General features: G+C 34.3%; 9 protein-coding genes. 2 read left to right on the forward strand and 7 right to left on the reverse strand.

Annotation, left to right across the window (positions count from 1 at the left end; translation table 11 throughout):
- Positions 1-139: 139 nt before the first annotated feature.
- The 4 genes from ACXAFS_RS02035 to ACXAFS_RS02050 all read right to left on the reverse strand — a co-directional run bounded on the left by ACXAFS_RS02035 (position 140) and on the right by ACXAFS_RS02050 (position 3,554).
- The gene (locus tag ACXAFS_RS02035; protein ID WP_475304966.1) at positions 140-1,129 is read right to left on the reverse strand and encodes an aspartate-semialdehyde dehydrogenase; all 990 of its coding nucleotides are present in this window, start codon (positions 1,127-1,129) and stop codon (positions 140-142) included.
- 193 nt (positions 1,130-1,322) lie between these two features.
- The gene (gene mscL / locus ACXAFS_RS02040) at positions 1,323-1,724 is read right to left on the reverse strand and encodes a large conductance mechanosensitive channel protein MscL (RefSeq protein WP_475304967.1); all 402 of its coding nucleotides are present in this window, start codon (positions 1,722-1,724) and stop codon (positions 1,323-1,325) included.
- Between the two features lie 80 nt (positions 1,725-1,804).
- Positions 1,805-2,914 (reverse strand): alanine racemase, encoded by a 1,110-nt coding sequence (gene alr / locus ACXAFS_RS02045; RefSeq protein ID WP_475304968.1) that lies wholly within the window; start codon positions 2,912-2,914, stop codon positions 1,805-1,807.
- The gene (locus ACXAFS_RS02050; RefSeq protein ID WP_138432612.1) at positions 2,898-3,554 is read right to left on the reverse strand and encodes a thymidine kinase; all 657 of its coding nucleotides are present in this window, start codon (positions 3,552-3,554) and stop codon (positions 2,898-2,900) included. The genes alr and ACXAFS_RS02050 overlap by 17 nt, the downstream gene beginning before the upstream one ends.
- Before the next feature lie 169 nt (positions 3,555-3,723).
- Here ACXAFS_RS02050 and ACXAFS_RS02055 point away from each other — a divergent pair, with 169 nt between their 5' ends.
- On the forward strand, positions 3,724-4,470 hold the full coding sequence (locus ACXAFS_RS02055; RefSeq protein ID WP_475304970.1) for a hypothetical protein: 747 nt from the start codon (positions 3,724-3,726) through the stop codon (positions 4,468-4,470).
- On the opposite strand, the gene ACXAFS_RS02060 is transcribed toward ACXAFS_RS02055, so the two are convergent.
- Positions 4,467-7,880 carry a DUF7933 domain-containing protein gene (locus tag ACXAFS_RS02060; protein WP_475304971.1) on the reverse strand — a complete coding sequence of 1,138 codons (3,414 nt, stop codon included), beginning with the start codon at positions 7,878-7,880 and terminating at the stop codon, positions 4,467-4,469. The two genes, ACXAFS_RS02055 and ACXAFS_RS02060, sit on opposite strands and share 4 nt — an antisense overlap.
- Before the next feature lie 267 nt (positions 7,881-8,147).
- Between ACXAFS_RS02060 and rsmI the strand changes: the two genes are divergently transcribed.
- A complete protein-coding gene (gene rsmI, locus ACXAFS_RS02065) occupies positions 8,148-8,816 on the forward strand; it encodes a 16S rRNA (cytidine(1402)-2'-O)-methyltransferase (protein WP_475304972.1) in 669 nt (222 codons plus the stop codon).
- Positions 8,817-8,869: 53 nt separating this feature from the next.
- Here rsmI and ACXAFS_RS02070 read toward each other — a convergent pair whose 3' ends face one another.
- Both ACXAFS_RS02070 and ACXAFS_RS02075 read right to left on the reverse strand, forming a co-directional pair.
- Positions 8,870-13,444, reverse strand: coding sequence for a TonB-dependent receptor plug domain-containing protein (locus tag ACXAFS_RS02070; protein ID WP_475304973.1), 4,575 nt, complete (start codon positions 13,442-13,444; stop codon positions 8,870-8,872).
- Between the two features lie 5 nt (positions 13,445-13,449).
- Entirely contained in the window at positions 13,450-16,278 is a 2,829-nt protein-coding gene (locus tag ACXAFS_RS02075) for a carboxypeptidase-like regulatory domain-containing protein (protein ID WP_475304975.1), read from the reverse strand.
- Positions 16,279-16,421: the final 143 nt, after the last annotated feature.

Genomic DNA, 16,421 nt, shown 5'->3' on the forward strand with positions numbered 1-16,421 from the left:
AATTAAATCTCAATAAAAAGCCTGACTTAAGACTATATTGAGTTGAATATTTTTAGACGTGGATAAGTTTCTAACACTTCGTTAGATAACGAGATGAAAGATACAAAATTTTAAGATGGGTCTAAAAATTAAAGAAAATCTAAATGAGATTATTATTAACCAAGTATTCTGCAATTTGAATAGTATTTGTAGCAGCACCTTTTCTAAGATTATCGCTTACAATCCAAAGGTTTAGAGTATTAGACTGAGAACCATCTCTTCTTATTCTGCCCACAAATACATCGTCTTTCCCATTTGCATACATCGGCATTGGATATACGTTTACATCTAAATTATCTTGTACGGTAACACCTTGGGTATTATCTAATATTTGCCTTACTTCGGTTAAGTCAAAGTCATTTTCAAACTCCACATTTACAGCTTCACTGTGTCCGCCAGCAGTTGGGATTCTTACAGCTGTTGCAGTTACCGCAATACTCTTATCGTCAAGAATTTTTTGAGTCTCTCTCACCAACTTCATTTCTTCTTTTGTGTATCCGTTTTCTTCAAAAACATCACAATGTGGTATAGCATTTTTATGAATTGGGTAATGGTAAGCCATGTCACCTTTTTTACCAGCTATCTCATTTTCTAACTGCTCTACAGCTTTTACTCCAGTTCCAGAAACTGACTGATATGTTGATACAACAATACGCTTTATTTTGTATTTATGATGAAGAGGCGCTAATGCCATAACCATTTGTATGGTTGAACAATTTGGATTGGCGATTATTTTGTCCTCTTTATTTAATCGATTAGCATTAATCTCTGGTACAACAAGTTTTTTAGATAAATCCATTCTCCATGCAGAAGAGTTATCGATAACAGTCGTACCTACTTCTGCAAATTTCGGAGCCCATTCTAAAGATGTACTCCCACCAGCTGAGAATAAAGCTATATCCGGACGTTTTTGCACAGCTTCAGGAATGCTTATAACCTTATGTTGTTTCCCTTTAAATTCTACGGTTTTACCAACAGAACGCTCAGATGCTACCAAAAGCAATTCATCGATTGGAAAATTTCGTTCTTCGAGAACATTCAACATGACATTACCTACTAGTCCAGTTGCACCTACTACAGCTATTTTCATCTGTTATTTTTAAATAATTATGTGACAAAATTAAACAAAATAAAGCCCTTAATTTTAATAAAAGAGAAGCTTTTAACATTAAAAAAGAAGAGTGTTAATTATTTAACTTTTTAGTTTTCTTAAAAAGAAAAACCCAGACCTTAAGTCTGGGTTTGATTAATAAATATGTAGTATAGCGGTAGCTATATTTTATTTATTTTTTTAAAGAATCTCTGATCTCAGTTAATAAATCGATTTCAGATGGTCCTGCAGGAGCTTCCTCAACAGGCTTTTTAGTTTTGTTATAAGCCTTAACAATTAAGAACATAACAAAACCAACAAATAATAAACTGATGATAGTGTCTATCCAAGCACCATACTCAACAGCAGCAACACCAGCTTCTTTAGCTTCTTCTACTGTTTTGTACACTTTGTCTCCAGGTGTCCAAAACTTATCAGAGAAACTTACTCCACCAGAAACTAAACCTATAAGAGGCATAGCAATTTTTGAAACAAATCCATTGATTACTGCACCAATAGCACCTGCCATGATAACCGCAACAGCAAAATCAATTACGTTGCCTGTCATAATAAAATTCTTAAATTCTTTTAACATAATTCAGTGTTTTAAATAGTTAGTATATATGTTAGTGAGATACTAAAATAAGTAAAAAGTCACAATTTGTTAAAAAAATCTTAAGCAGTGATGATTTTTCTTTTAACACGTTGGGATATTGCGGTAATAATTTCATAAGAAATTGTACCTGAAGATTCTGCAAGATTTGAGGCTTTATGTGAGCCGTCAAATATGATAACTTCATCTCCTTCTTTACAGTCAATATCTGAAATATTAACCATAATCATGTCCATGCAGACATTACCAATGATAGGGGCTTTTTGTCCGTTGATAAATACAAACCCTTTCTCTTTACCATAAATTCTTGTAATGCCATCGGCATGACCAATAGGAATTGTTGCAGTTTTCTCAAATCCTTTAGCCTTATATACCCTATTGTAACCTACTGTTTCTCCTCTTTCAATATTATGGATTTGAGATATTACTGACTTTAAAGAAGCAATGGGTTTTAATTGTAAATCATCTATAGCTGAGTTTCCAAAGCCATAAAGTCCTATACCACTTCGTACCATGTCCAAATGCCCTTTGGGATAGTTTATAATTCCAGAAGTGTTACACAAATGCAGCCATGGCTTATAATTTAATTTAGATTTAAATTCTTCAGCTATAGACTTAAACGATTCTATTTGATTTTCAGTAAAGTCAGTTTCATTTTTGTCTTCACTGGCAGCTAAGTGAGAAAAAAGAGACTTCACTTTAAGGGATGTAGTTCTGTTTAGTTGTGAAACTATATGATCAACATCATTTTCCCAAAAACCAAGACGATTTAAGCCTGTATTAAATTTAACATGGATAGGATAATCTTTTTGTGATTGGTCTTCTGCAACCGAAATGAATTCATTTAAAATTCTAGCACTATAAATACTAGGCTCTAAACAGCGTTCTATTATAGTTTCAAAATTAATTGGCTGTGGATGAAGCACCAATATAGGTGTTGTAACACCTGCATCTCTGAGTAAAACACCCTCTTTAGCATATGCAACAGCTAAGTAATCTACATTGAGTGATTCTAAATGTTTGGCTATAGCAACAGAATCACTACCATAGGCAAAAGCTTTAACAACGGCTAAAAATTTTGTGTTGGGCTGTAATTTGGATTTTAAATAATTGAAATTATGTGTTAAAGCACCTAAATCAATTTCAAGAACAGTTTCATTCGCTTTTGGCATCAGACTTATTTTCTTTAGCATTGATCTCTTCAGCGTCTTTCACTTTCATTTGTCTCACTTTATCTCTAAGCATAGACTTATAAAAAGCAGCACGACTTAAGGGTTCGTATTCTTCAACTTCACCGAGTAAGACCAAATCATCGCTCTGCGCTTTTCTGTAACTATACTGCGCTAAATTTCCTGTTTTGGTGCAGATAGCATGAACCTTTGTAACATACTCTGCAGTTGCCATAAGGTAAGGCATAGGGCCAAAAGGGTTTCCTTTAAAATCCATGTCCAAACCAGCTACAATGACACGAATTCCTTTATTGGCTAAATCATTGCAAACCCTAACAATCTCATCATCAAAAAATTGTGCTTCGTCAATACCAACTACATCACAACCATCTGCTAAAATTGGAATATTGGCTGCTGCAGGTACTGGAGTAGATCTGATTTCATTAGAATCGTGAGAAACCACCATTTCGTCATCATACCTTACATCTACTGCAGGTTTAAAAATTTCAACTTTTTGTCGAGCAAATTGAGCGCGCTTCAACCTGCGAATCAGCTCTTCGGTTTTACCAGAGAACATTGATCCACAAATCACTTCAATCCACCCAAATTGTTCTTTATGATTTACCGTATTTTCAAGAAACATTTCGTAATTTTAGCACTAAAACGTAGTCAATTTTCGTTTGTATAAAGGTCAATCAAAAATATTAAAAATCAAAAGTAATTAGGACGAAACATCTACTATTTATTTTTAAATAAGAATAGTGTAGTTTAAAATGTTCCATCTGACTTTACTTAACATAAAATTAAATAACATGAAAAAGAAATTAGAATCAGAATTAATCAGTATAGCACACAGGATTCTAAAATTAAAGGGCAGAGAAGATGTCGATAGAATGCACGAGGAGGTTACAAAGCTTTATGAAAAGCTAACGGTTTTAAAATTTGCTCACGAAAATTTCGAAGACGACATGCCAACTATTGGTAACGATTCTTCATTTTTTGGAATGCTGGATACAGCTTTTAATAATACCGTAAGTGATAATATTGAGGTTGGAAACAAAACCTATGTTAATGTAGATGAGGTAGAGGACGACGGAATTATGGAACCTGTAATGGAAAAGATTAAAGATATGGTGGCTCAAATGCCTGGCGAAAGTCAACAAGTAGATATTATGGTTGAAGAAGCTGTTGCAAATGAAAAACCAAAAACTATAGAGTTTGAAACTATTAGCTCTGATTTTGGTAATATTCCAGAATTTGAACCTATTGAAGATGCTAAAAAACGTGAAGCAGAACAAGCTAAAAAATCATTAAATGATAAATTAAAAGGGAACGGATTACAGATTGGATTGAATGATAAATTAGCATTCATAAAACACCTTTTTGAAGGTAAAAGTGAAGACTATGATCGTGTAATCTCTCAAATAAATACTACAGACTCTCTAGTAGAAGCCAGAGCACTTATCTACGAAATGGTAAAGCCAGATTATAATAACTGGGAAGGCAAGGAAGATTACGAAGAGCGCTTTATAGAAATTGTTGAAGGTAAATTCAGTTAATAATTAAGATAAACATATCCTTGTAATGGTTTTGCTAATCCATTAATTTCTAAAATGTAGAAATACGTACCAACTGGAAGTAATCCTGACGATTCTGGGATACCTCTATTTGCTCTACCATCCCAAGTATTGTCGTAATTATTGGTTTGGTAGATTAATGTACCATAACGATTATAAATTTTAATTCTATTATCAGGAAAGCGTTCTATACAAGGAATCACCAAATAATCATTATCTAAATCTCCATTTGGCGAAACACCTTGAGGTATAGATAGGCAATTAGATATTTCTACAATCGCTTCATCTTCATTGTTAGTCTCATCTCTATCCACTTCATTTAATGCATTTAAAAAAGCAACATTCAGTAAATCGGTTGACGAAACCACCAAAACATTAATTTGTAAAGTTTCGGATTGGCCAGGATCTAAAACTGGGATTAACCAAGAAAATGTACTATCATTAAAAACACCAGAGCTAACTGTAGCAGAAATGTATTCATACCCAACAGGAAGCGCATCTAAAACTTCAACAGCAGATGCTTGAGTTGTACCTACATTTGTTGCAGTGATAGTAAATGTTACTTCCTGACCAACAATAGCTTCTGTTGGCTCAACAGATTTTAGAATTTCAATATCAACATTAGAAGTATCTACAATAACATTTAAAGTTGCACTGACTTGTGATGCATCTAGGTTATTGGTGTCACTTATGTTTTGAAAGTCATTAAGGTATGTACCAGCAATGTCTGATGTTACCATTACTGAAAATGTACAACTTTCAACTCCGCTCGGAAATGCTAAATCCGTAATTCCAACAAAATTATCGCCAGCAGATCCATTAAATGTGGCTGTGCAACCATTAGCTTCTACCCAAACAGGAGATGAAGATAAGGTTACGCCAGCTGGTAAATTATCCGTAAACGCTATACCATTTTGAGTTGGATTGGTAGCGATGTTATAAACCGTAAAAATCAATTCGCTTTGGCCTCCTTCTAAAATTGTATCTGGCACAAACATTTTTTCTAATATTGGAGAAATCACCTGAACACTATTTACCGAGATATTGGTTTCTGGAGTTAGCTCTTCATTATCTGAGGCACTCGGAAAAGCTTCGGCAATATTGTTAAACCCACCACCAAAACTCGGAGCAGCAACAGAAATGGTAACTCTAACCGTAGAACCTGCTTCCATTGTGGGTATTGTACCTGTTATAGTATTGCCACTAATGTTGAATGTAGAAATACAAGTAGCACTACCAGATGTAACACTACAGTTTGGTGTGCCTAAAATAGTAAAAGCATTATCTAAGATATTTTCAAATTGTATATCTATAGCACTAGAGCTTGTTACACTATTACTAATATCTACAATCCAATCAAAAGATTCTCCAGTATCTACTTGGGCAAATTCAGGATACGTTTGTACTACTAAATCTATACAGGGCGCAAAGTATGTTTGTACAAAAGCAGTGTTATTACCAAGATTAGTCTCAGGAACATTATTTACATAATTTACGCGCACATAATTTGTACCAATCATAGGTAGTATAGAACATTCTGGCTGCCAATCTATGGTAACGATAAATGACACAGAACTATTTGCCGGAAGTATCCAATTGTCTTCGGGCAAAATTTCCCAAAAGGTGTCAAAACTACCGTCTTCAGTTACACCATCAAAAGTAACACCTATGTTAGCATTTGCAATAGTAAAACAGGAGGCAGTACCAGTTGTTCCTGAACACTCCACACTCACTAAAGTACCAGTAATAGGTACGTCGCCAGCCAATGGAACAGGCATGTGGTCTTGCACTTGTATAGGCTCATCAGTATTACCATCATTGGTTACAGTAATTTCATAAGTTATTTCGCCCCATTCTGCAGTATTTGTTTGCGAACTTCCAATAGGTAATTCAGGAAAGATTTGAGTTTTTGTAACTTCAATATCAGAAATATCCTCCTCATCGCAAGGCTCCTCCGTTGGAAGCGTTAGATAGTTATAGTAATAATTGTTGTCTGGGTTTATATCTATGGTTTGAGTAGGTAAGAGGACTATCTGACTTTTTATTGTAGCGTCTACCTGATTTGGAAACGGGTTGCATGGAGGTTCAAGAAAAATAACTACAGTCTCGATAGTTATTGTGGTATTAGGTTGAAGCACAAACTCACTAGTAACCCATAATTGACCATTATCTGAAATTGTAAAATCTTCACAAGCAACAGGTCCAGTAGTTGCTGTACAATTAACAGAAATGATGTCCCAATCGACATTTGCGGATAAATTTTGGATAAAGAAAAACAAAGGAGCTTCAGAGGGACCATTATTACATACTGTTGTAACTAAAGTAACCTCTTCATTATAGTCTATATCTGTAGTATCTGTGGGATCAACAATTTCGGTTTCAATACAAACATCTGTTGTTGGGCATTGGTCTGCGTTTGGAAGAATAGTTTCTACAAAGTTGGATAGGTTTGATGAGACATTATCATGATTTAAACCTATTTCAATAAAGCTATCAACCATAATAGGCATAGGATCTGGCGAGCATGTAAAGTTGGTATAGCGATATACCATTTCAAAAGTGATGCTTCCTCCAGAAGTAATTTCAGCACCATCATTAAAATTAAATAATATTGGAGCAGTAGCACTATTTGATGAGTTTACAGTTGTAGAAGTCGTAGTAAGACCAGTTAAATCAGGACAGATGGTTCCGTTAGTACTATCTATACACTCCAAAGAAATAAACTCGGCAAATGGTTGACCGTTACCAACGATTGATGTTAAAATTAATCGACCTCTAATAATGTCCACAGGGAAGTCTATCTCACTATTATTGGTAATGGTAAATTGATAAGTAACCTGGTCTCCCCAAGCACTAACTGGTGTTCCTGTAGTAGGTGAAATTTGGGTGTGAGTTACTTCAAAGTCAATAACAATATCCAACACATCTATAGAAATAATGGATTGGTTATTACTAGTGTTAGTATCAGTGGTGCCTGTGGGTGGATTTATTGTTCCATTAACTGCAATACCACCTAAGTTGGTTGGCGCAGAGACTAAAACCAAGAGCTCTACACTAGAGTTATTAGGCATATTAGCCACAGTAGCTGTCAAAACATTAGCTGCAATTACAATACTTGAAACATCGGTAGCTCCATTAATATTGTTTTGAGAACTTGTTGAAATTATAGTAATCTCATCATCAAAATCTATGGAAATACTTGCGTTACTAACAGCATTACCAGAATTAGATAGCGTGATTAAGTATTGAAAATCTTCATATATATCTACTTGCGAAATAGGAGTGCCACCAAGATTTTGAGCCTCAATGTTTATAGATAAATCTGTGGTTTGGCTATGTGCTTGTAAGCATAATAGGAACAAAAAACATAAGCGACATAGCTTTACAAGCATATAATTGAGTTTTAAAAACGCATTGAGAAAATAAACGAGCTTAATACTATAACAGTTAAGCCGTAAATTTTCCTAATACAATATCTAGATTTATAGATTAGATACAAAATACTACAAATGGTTGCGTTAAGAAAAGTAAAAGATTGTAATTTTGATGAATTAGTTTGAAAGAATGAAAGCCCATAATAGGTATTTGGCAAATAAAAAATATTGCCCATCAAACTAATTAAGTGATTGAAAAACAAGTATTTGATTAAATTTAAATAGATGAAACTATTTATAGTACCCACACCAATCGGAAATTTGAAGGATATGACTTTTAGAGCTGTAGAGGTTTTAAAAGAAGCAGATCTTATACTTGCCGAAGACACTAGAACATCTGGAAAGCTTTTAAAGCATTTTGAGATTAATACTCCTATGCAAAGTCACCATATGCATAACGAGCATAAAACGGTGAATAATCTCATTGAAAAACTAAAGTCTGGACTTACAATTGCTGTGATTAGTGATGCTGGTACACCAGCGATTTCAGATCCTGGATTTTTATTAGTTAGAGCCTGTGTAGAAAACAATATTGAGGTTGAGTGTTTGCCAGGCGCTACTGCATTTGTACCTGCTTTGGTAAACAGTGGTTTGCCAAACGATAAGTTTGTGTTTGAAGGTTTTTTACCTGTAAAGAAAGGTCGCCAAACCAGATTGTTACTTTTAGCAGAAGAAACCCGAACTATGATTTTTTATGAAAGTCCACATAAGTTAGTAAAAACCTTAGGGCATTTTTGTGAGTACTTTGGTGAAGATAGACTAGTTTGTGTATCGAGAGAGCTTACCAAACTTTACGAAGAAACTGTAAGAGGAACAGCAAAAGAAGTTTTAGAACATTATATCAACAAACCACCAAAAGGTGAGATTGTTATTGTGGTTGGAGGGAAGAGGTAAAAAACCTCACCATTTCTGATGAGGTTTTTCAACTTTAAAAATATGAGAAATTACTAATCTTTAATATCAATGATGTTTCCTGATATCCAAGTTTTGTTTTCATCTCCATAATACAGATAAACAGTACTTGCAGGTGCTTGGTAATGGCCAGCAATATCAGCTTTTAAGTCTAGCCTAATATTTTTGGTTTCTGAAGCTTTAAATTCTCGCCAGTAAAACACTAGATAATTATCAAAAACCTCATAAAAAGCGACCTTGTTTTCTTTTAAAATCTTTTTTAGTTGCCAAGGTTGAGCTGTTGTTCCAGATGGTACGCCAACAATTGTGGTTACCATGCCTAAGGGTTCTGCATTGGTGTTTGCAACAGAGATATTAAAACTTACATTATCGCCAACCGCATGGTTTTGTCCAGTAATTGTTGTTTCGAGTTGCAAAGGGCAAGCCTTTGAACTATCTGGTAAAGTACTATCCCAATTTACATTTAAGGTATAAGGAAATGTTGCCTTTGGGTTGTTGAACTTAACTGCAATAGTCTGTTTTCCTTGTTTTAGATGGTTTTCAAAACCGTTAATGGTGATTTTTCCATTGTCTGAAAGTTCTAATTTTTTAGTTATGGATTTACCATTAATTATTAAGGTGATATCATCGTTTTCCTTAAGTATTTTTTGCTTTTGACTTTTTGTGTAATTAATCAGTGCTTTAAGAGCCATTGCTGTTGCTTGAGTAGAGCCAAAACGGTTGTTTTTACGTTGCTTAATCAGATAATCTATACCTTCTGTTACAAGCATTGTATTTTCATTTTTCTCGTCCATTAAAGCCAATGTTGTAAGCGCTACGGTTTCTATCTGTTTTGAGTTACCGTAAGATCTTGTAATTGTATTTTCTACAGGTATTTTATCAAAACCATACTCCTCAATATTTGTTTTTATTTTGGTTAAAAGTGTTTTAAAGTTTTCTTCTTTATTGAGGTTATGACTAGCCATGGCTAGTAATGCCATTTTATAAGTGTCATTACTCTTTACAGCATCTGTATAGGCTGTATTATACTCTAGCATATAATCTGCATTGACACCAGATTCGCTTAATGCATAGACAATGTAAGCATTGGCAACATCTGTTGGTGAACTGGCAAAACTATCATAGCCTTTTTCACTTTTTTTGAAACCACCTTTACCGTCTTTTCGGCTTAAGAGCCAATCTACAGTTCTGGAAATCATTTTGTCATTTACACCATCGTATACTTCTTTCATTTCGGTAAATTCCAAAACACCATAAGCGGTTAAGGTTTCGTGTGGAGGCGTATGACCAAACCATTCAAAACCACCTTCAGAAGTTTCAAAACCAATAAGCCTTTTATAACCTTGTTTTATAAAATCTAGAGCTTTAGCTTCAATTTCAGGATTGCTTTTGTCAGCTTCCTTTAGGTATTTTAAGACCATAATATTAGGATATGTTGAAGATGATGTTTGCTCAAAACATCCATAAGGCTCACGGATTAAAGATTCAATACCATCCATAACATCTCCTACAATGTCTGTGTAAATATTAAACTCTGTGGTAATACTATGTTTAACAGCATTGTTAATTTCGAAGTCAAACGTTTGAGTTTTTGAACCAGACAATGACAAAGAAGTTGGAAAGTAAGGGCTTAAAATAGTTACCTTTTTCTTAATGAGATCCTTATAATCTTCAGATTCTGCCAAAATGGAAATGTCTAAGTCCTTACCCTTTTCAATAGGTATGACTTTTATGGTTTTGGTGATAGCGTTTTTAGCTTCCACGTTTAGTTTTTCATCAAAAGACGACACTAATTTCAAATGTTTAGGTAATAGAAACTTTAAATTAGTTTCCATGGCTTTTTCAGTTTCATTTGTGATGGTAATTGGTAATGAAATGGTGTCATTTAACACCATATAATTAGGTGTTTTAATGTCTATGTTCAATAACTTCTTGGTAGCATATAATTTATCTGTTTTGCCCACAAGACCGTTATAACCAATCCCTTCAGCAGAAATTTTAAACGACGTTACAGCATCAGAATTATAAAACTCAATTTCGGCAATACCATCAGCATTGGTTTGTACTACTGGATTCCAGTATATGGCTTGTCTAAAATCAGTACGCTCTTCTGGTAGATTTTTTCCTTCATAAATTGGCATGTAGAAACTTCTTGGAGTGTCTGTGTAGTTTTGATTATAGTGATAAAATTGCTTTACAGCGTAATTTTTATAATCTCTGTTATTTAATCGTTTTACTGCGCCACTACTATTTGGATATTTTCCGTGTTTTGTATTTATGAGAATTATACCATTTGAGCCTCTACAACCATAAATGCTAGTTGCAGCAGCATCTTTTAGAACCACCACATTATTCACTTGCTGAGGATTGATATCACTCAACGTTGAACTGTCGTAAGGTACACCATCTACCACAACAAGAGGTTGATTATTACCCGATACACTACCCAAACCTCTGATTCTAACTGTTGACGCGCTACCTGGTTGCCCGCTACGATTAATTATGTTAACACCAGCAACTTCGCCAGCCAAAGCATTTATTACAGAATTGCCATAAGCTGAGATATCTTCTGAAGAAACCATTGTAGCAGCACCTGAAAAGCTCGCTTTACGTGTTGTACTGTAACCCACAACAACAACTTCGTCTAACCCATTTTTATTTTCTTCTAGACCGACAGAGATTTGCGCCTTTTGTTTAATAGCCTTTTGTAGTGGTTTTTCATTTTTATCAAAAGACTTAATGTTCTCTTTGTTTTCAACGTTTTTAGTTGGAGTTTGACTGTAGTGTCGTCCTTCTTTTAAGGATGTTTCTTCAATGGTAACACGTTCTCCATTGTCTTTATAAGCCAATAAAGTCAAGTGATAATTATTGTTGAATTTAAAAGCGAAAGAACCATCTTCTTCGGTGTCAAAAACCAAAACTTTATTACCATCTCTATCAAAAAGCAGTAAATGTGCTTGGGTTGGTTTCCCTTTTTTGTTGAGCACAACACCAGTTTGTATAGCACTCTGTTCTGGTAGGTATTGTGCATTTTCCTTAGTAACTGTAGGAGCATTGATATAGTCTCGCCAACCATGGGTTAGCATCACATAATCTATTGCTTTTTTTGATTTTGGCTCTTTTGGATTCAAGTAAAAATCTGGCTTATGAATTTTACCTTTCAGCTCAGAAGACACCAATAAGTAAGATAAAATATGGTCTTGCTTGTCATCAGCAAAGGACAGTAATTTATTATCTGCAACGGCTAATGATAAGTTTGCAGGAATAGGATTCTGCTTCTCATCATATGTTTTTATAGTAAGTTTTACCTTTTCTCTGGTATTGTACAGCTCCTTATCTAGGCTGAGGTCTACATGAAGTTTTTTATGAGGATTTAGAAACACCAAACGCTCTGCGAATGTGCTGCCATATTCATTTTTTAGACTGAATTTGGTAATACCCATAGGATATTCTGAAGTGTTTAAGCTTATATTTTTTTTGAGGCCAATTTCCTTTTTTGAGAGCAATGCACTTGCATTAGAAACCTCAAGAAATAAAGGTGTGCTATAGGTTGAAAAAACATCTAAATTGGTTGATAGACTATCTGTTGTAACAGAAAATCGAACACCGTTTTCGTACACTTTTGGTAGCTGAATTAATTCCTCAGAACGGAAAGGTTCTGTAATCTTAGCATAGTAAACCTCGTCTTTGTTTGGGTTAAAATTGAAGCTTCCCATACCATCATGAAAACTTTCAAAGTTTGAAACGGTTTCTCCTTTCGCATTTACAATATCTCCTTTGAGATCTACAGGTTTTCCAAATTCATTAAGACCTTTAAAAGCAACTTTGTTTAAAGTGCCAGCTACAATTTTGCCGCTTTCTGGCAAAAACTGAAGGTCAATAGTGTTTAAAACCACAGGAACAGCTCTTGAGATAGATTCTGTGGTGCCTTTGTGATATACCAAAGCGTTTAAAACCACATCAACGGACTCCAAGTCTTCTGGTAATGTAAAGCTAGGTTTGGCTTTACCGTCTTTGTCTGTAACCACAACATCCTTTATAATGTCTGTGCCTTTTACACTCACTTTATACGTAACTTCAGTATGCGATAAAGGTTGATTCTTTAAATCTTTAACCTCAAGATTTGCGATAACTTCAGAGGATTTTCCGTAGCCTTCTTTTTCGAATTTTAAATTAAGTAACAGCTTAGGTTTTACCACTTTTTGAATAGTGATTTTTTTTGTGAAAAATGAATCTTCACCATAATTACGCATCCAATTGGTGTAGCATTTTAAAGTGTAAATGCCACCAACCCAATCCGAGCTTATATCAAAATTTCCGTAAGCATATCCTTGTTTTACATTGAGTTTTAAGGATTTTACAATAGCACCTTTAGGTGAAATTAATTCCGCATGCATTACATCACTGATGGTCGTAATAGTATTGTCTGCACCTACGATATAAGATTTAAACCAAATGCTTTCTCCAGGAAAATAGAATGGTCTGTCCGTTTGTGTGTATATCTTCTCTATTGGATTATTAAATGCTTCAAAAGCTTTATAAGACAGCAACGTGAAGAAGCAAAGTCCGGCAATTACCAAAAGTTTGGTGTTTTGTATAAGTTTTTTCATAGTGTTTATATTTTTAAGTTGACTTTTAGCCCAACCTCACTCATTAAAGGAGTATTGAAAAAGTTAAGATTATGTCCAGAATTGGTATCAAAAAGTGATGAATAAGGGGATGCTCCTCTGTATTTTGTAAATGTGATGAGGTTGTGAGCGTAAAGCCCTATTTCAACTTGTCTGAAAAAACCATGATTGTTTTTAGCAAAATCATAAGATAGTTCGACGGTTCTTAGGTTAAGATAGCTGGCATCTTCAATGGCTTCTTCTGCAATACCACTAAAACCGTAGCGAACAAATCGGTTGTTTTCAATACCATCTTCAGGATTATAAAAATCTACAGGAATTGTATTGGTATTGCCTTGTGCATTTACACCATTAAAAACATAATTTGTAATGTTTCTTTGATCTGCAGATTGTTGTGATGTACCAAAATAATTGAGTACATTTTGGGTTCCATTCCAAGTATCTCCACCCTTTTGGTAGTCTAACGTGAAATGGAATTTTAATTTCTTCCAGGTAAAACGATTAGAAAAGCCAAGTGTAAAATCTGGTACAGGATTACCTATAATTTGTTGATCTGTATCTACAATTGGGTAGCCATTGCTATCTATAATGATATTGTTTCGATTGTCTCTTGCAAAAGCAGTTCCTACAATGACACCAGCAGGTTGGCCAACGATTAAGTTTTTAGACACATTTTGAAAACCTGCAATTGGTACACGCTCTTCATTATTGTAAAGGTTGGTAACTTTGTTTTGGTTGGTCATAAAACTTATCGTGCTATTCCAACGCGTTCTGCCAAACCTTTCAGAGACATCCAATTGTAGCTCTAGACCTTTATTGGTAATATCTGCAATATTTTGAAGTTGGAATTGATTGCCTTCTAAAACAGGAAATACACTTCCTTTCGTTTTTGAACCAAAATAGCTAGCAGTGAAATACCAATTAACATCCCATAAATAAAAATCTAAATCGAGATTAAAGGAATAATCGTGTCGCTCTTCTAAATCTAAATCTTCGTTTATAAATAAGTCAAAATTACTAGTGTAGCCAAGACTTTCTGAAGGTAGCAATTGCAGGCTATTATGGCTTTGATTGTTGTAAAAAAGAGGCATTTCATTAACATCAAAAGCACTTGTTGCGCTGAGGGAGAAATCACTAAAATCATAGATATCTAAAATATCTGCTAAATCAACTTTTATGACAGATGAAGGTAAAATCAATTTATTTTTCTGAATGGAAGAGATATACGCAGTATTACTAAATACAATTTTAGAGTACCTCTTGTATTTTAAGGCAATAGATTGATGTGGTCGCAGCACATTTCTATCAATACGATTAGAAATTACACTTGTATTGTTTGGATTTGAAAAGGTAAATGCATCAAACCCTTCAGATTCTTTAAATGTATAATCTAATTGCTCATTTTTAAATCTAGTAATGGAACGTACATCTATGGAAAAATCTCCCAAGTACTTGTCATAGTGCAAGTCTAGCATAGCATTGAAGCTATTGTTTTTTATGGTTTTGTTGCTTAGATAACCGTTTTCAAAACCTACAGTATTGGTAAACAGGCCAAAGTATTGCTCGTTTTCTACTGTTTTATAGCTTAGTCGACTTCCAATACTAAAATCACTTCCAATATCTATGTCATTTTCTAGGTTGGCTACAAATAAGGTGTTGGCATCATAGTTTTTATTGTTAAACAACCATTCAGGATTGTTATAGTTGGTTGGGCTAAAACTACGCTGTGTATTATCTGGTAAAACACTGCCTTGACCATTGTCAAAAGACACAGGTGTTACCCATGAATTTAAAAGAAGGTTGTTTCTAAATCCATTAATGTTAGGCTGGTTGTTTTTCCAATTACTATACTTAACAAAGGATTTCCAACTTAGTTTTTCGCTATTACCATAAAGTGTTTTAAAATTTAGTGCGAGATCGTTGTTTATTTTTTGTGCTCTACCAAAAATATCATCGGTATTTTTATGACTAAAATCAATTCCAGCTGTCCATTTATTGGTGTCAACATCAAAATAGACATTGGTAAATCTATTGATGGCAGTATTTAAAACACTATTATTGTATTGCTTAGAGCTAACACCATTTCCATTGCCCAGCGCAACCAATTTACCGTTATTGTCGTATATATAATTACTTCCATCAAATTCTAAAGTGTTGAGGTTTGGTCCATAAGAAAAGATGTTTCCTGTTTCTGGCCCTAAAAAAGCGATAGATCCATTTTCGGTAGCACCTTGGCTAAAAGAGGATTGTAATTTTGGCAAGTTACTTTCCTTAACAAACTGAAAACTTAAGTTAGATTTTACACCAACCTGGAAATAAATATCCGGATTAAAATAGGTTAGGATAACATGTTCTGGGTCAAGATGAATGTCTTTAACTCTGTACAAGGTGTTATAATAGTCTTTTTTGTTGTAACGGTGTTTCGCATCTCTAATAGAAGGAATTTTAAAGCTATTCCTTTTTTTATTTTTTAAAGCTTCACTATAAGCGTCAGTTTCAATGAGCTTTACTTTTTTACGCTCAACAGAGGTCTTTTGTGAGGCCCCAAACATATCGGCTGTTACCAATATTTCTCTAGGGTTCATGCCAACATAACTAATTACTATTATGTCACCTACATTACATTTTATACTGTAATTACCATCAAAATCGGTTTGAACTCCGTAGGTCGTTCCTTTAACAATGATAGAGGCTCCAGGCAAAGGCAAGCCGTCTGATGAAGTGGTTAGTGTTCCTGTTACAGTTCCTTCTTGAGCGAAGCAGAACACAGGGAATAATATCAGCAATACGAATATTTTAAATGAAATTCTAGCCATAGTTGTGTGTGTTGGTTGATTCAAATGTATAACCAACTTCATTGGCTAGAAATAAGGAATGAGTGAAGTGCCCAAATGAATGAGTAAAGTGTATAAAACAAAAAACCTCACCATTTCTGATGAGGTTTAATAAAATGATATGA

This window comes from Winogradskyella sp. ABM4_392 (assembly GCF_056160445.1).

What these genes read in the sequence shown, in the direction of transcription:
- ACXAFS_RS02060 (WP_475304971.1), bottom strand. Translation starts at nt 7,880, where the DNA reads ATGCTTGTAAAGCTATGTCGCTTATGTTTTTTGTTCCTATTATGCTTA.
- ACXAFS_RS02075 (WP_475304975.1), bottom strand. Translation starts at nt 16,278, where the DNA reads ATGGCTAGAATTTCATTTAAAATATTCGTATTGCTGATATTATTCCCT.
- ACXAFS_RS02035 (WP_475304966.1), bottom strand. Translation starts at nt 1,129, where the DNA reads ATGAAAATAGCTGTAGTAGGTGCAACTGGACTAGTAGGTAATGTCATG.
- alr (WP_475304968.1), bottom strand. Translation starts at nt 2,914, where the DNA reads ATGCCAAAAGCGAATGAAACTGTTCTTGAAATTGATTTAGGTGCTTTA.
- rsmI (WP_475304972.1), top strand. Translation starts at nt 8,148, where the DNA reads ATGAAACTATTTATAGTACCCACACCAATCGGAAATTTGAAGGATATG.
- ACXAFS_RS02070 (WP_475304973.1), bottom strand. Translation starts at nt 13,444, where the DNA reads ATGAAAAAACTTATACAAAACACCAAACTTTTGGTAATTGCCGGACTT.
- mscL (WP_475304967.1), bottom strand. Translation starts at nt 1,724, where the DNA reads ATGTTAAAAGAATTTAAGAATTTTATTATGACAGGCAACGTAATTGAT.
- ACXAFS_RS02055 (WP_475304970.1), top strand. Translation starts at nt 3,724, where the DNA reads ATGAAAAAGAAATTAGAATCAGAATTAATCAGTATAGCACACAGGATT.
- ACXAFS_RS02050 (WP_138432612.1), bottom strand. Translation starts at nt 3,554, where the DNA reads ATGTTTCTTGAAAATACGGTAAATCATAAAGAACAATTTGGGTGGATT.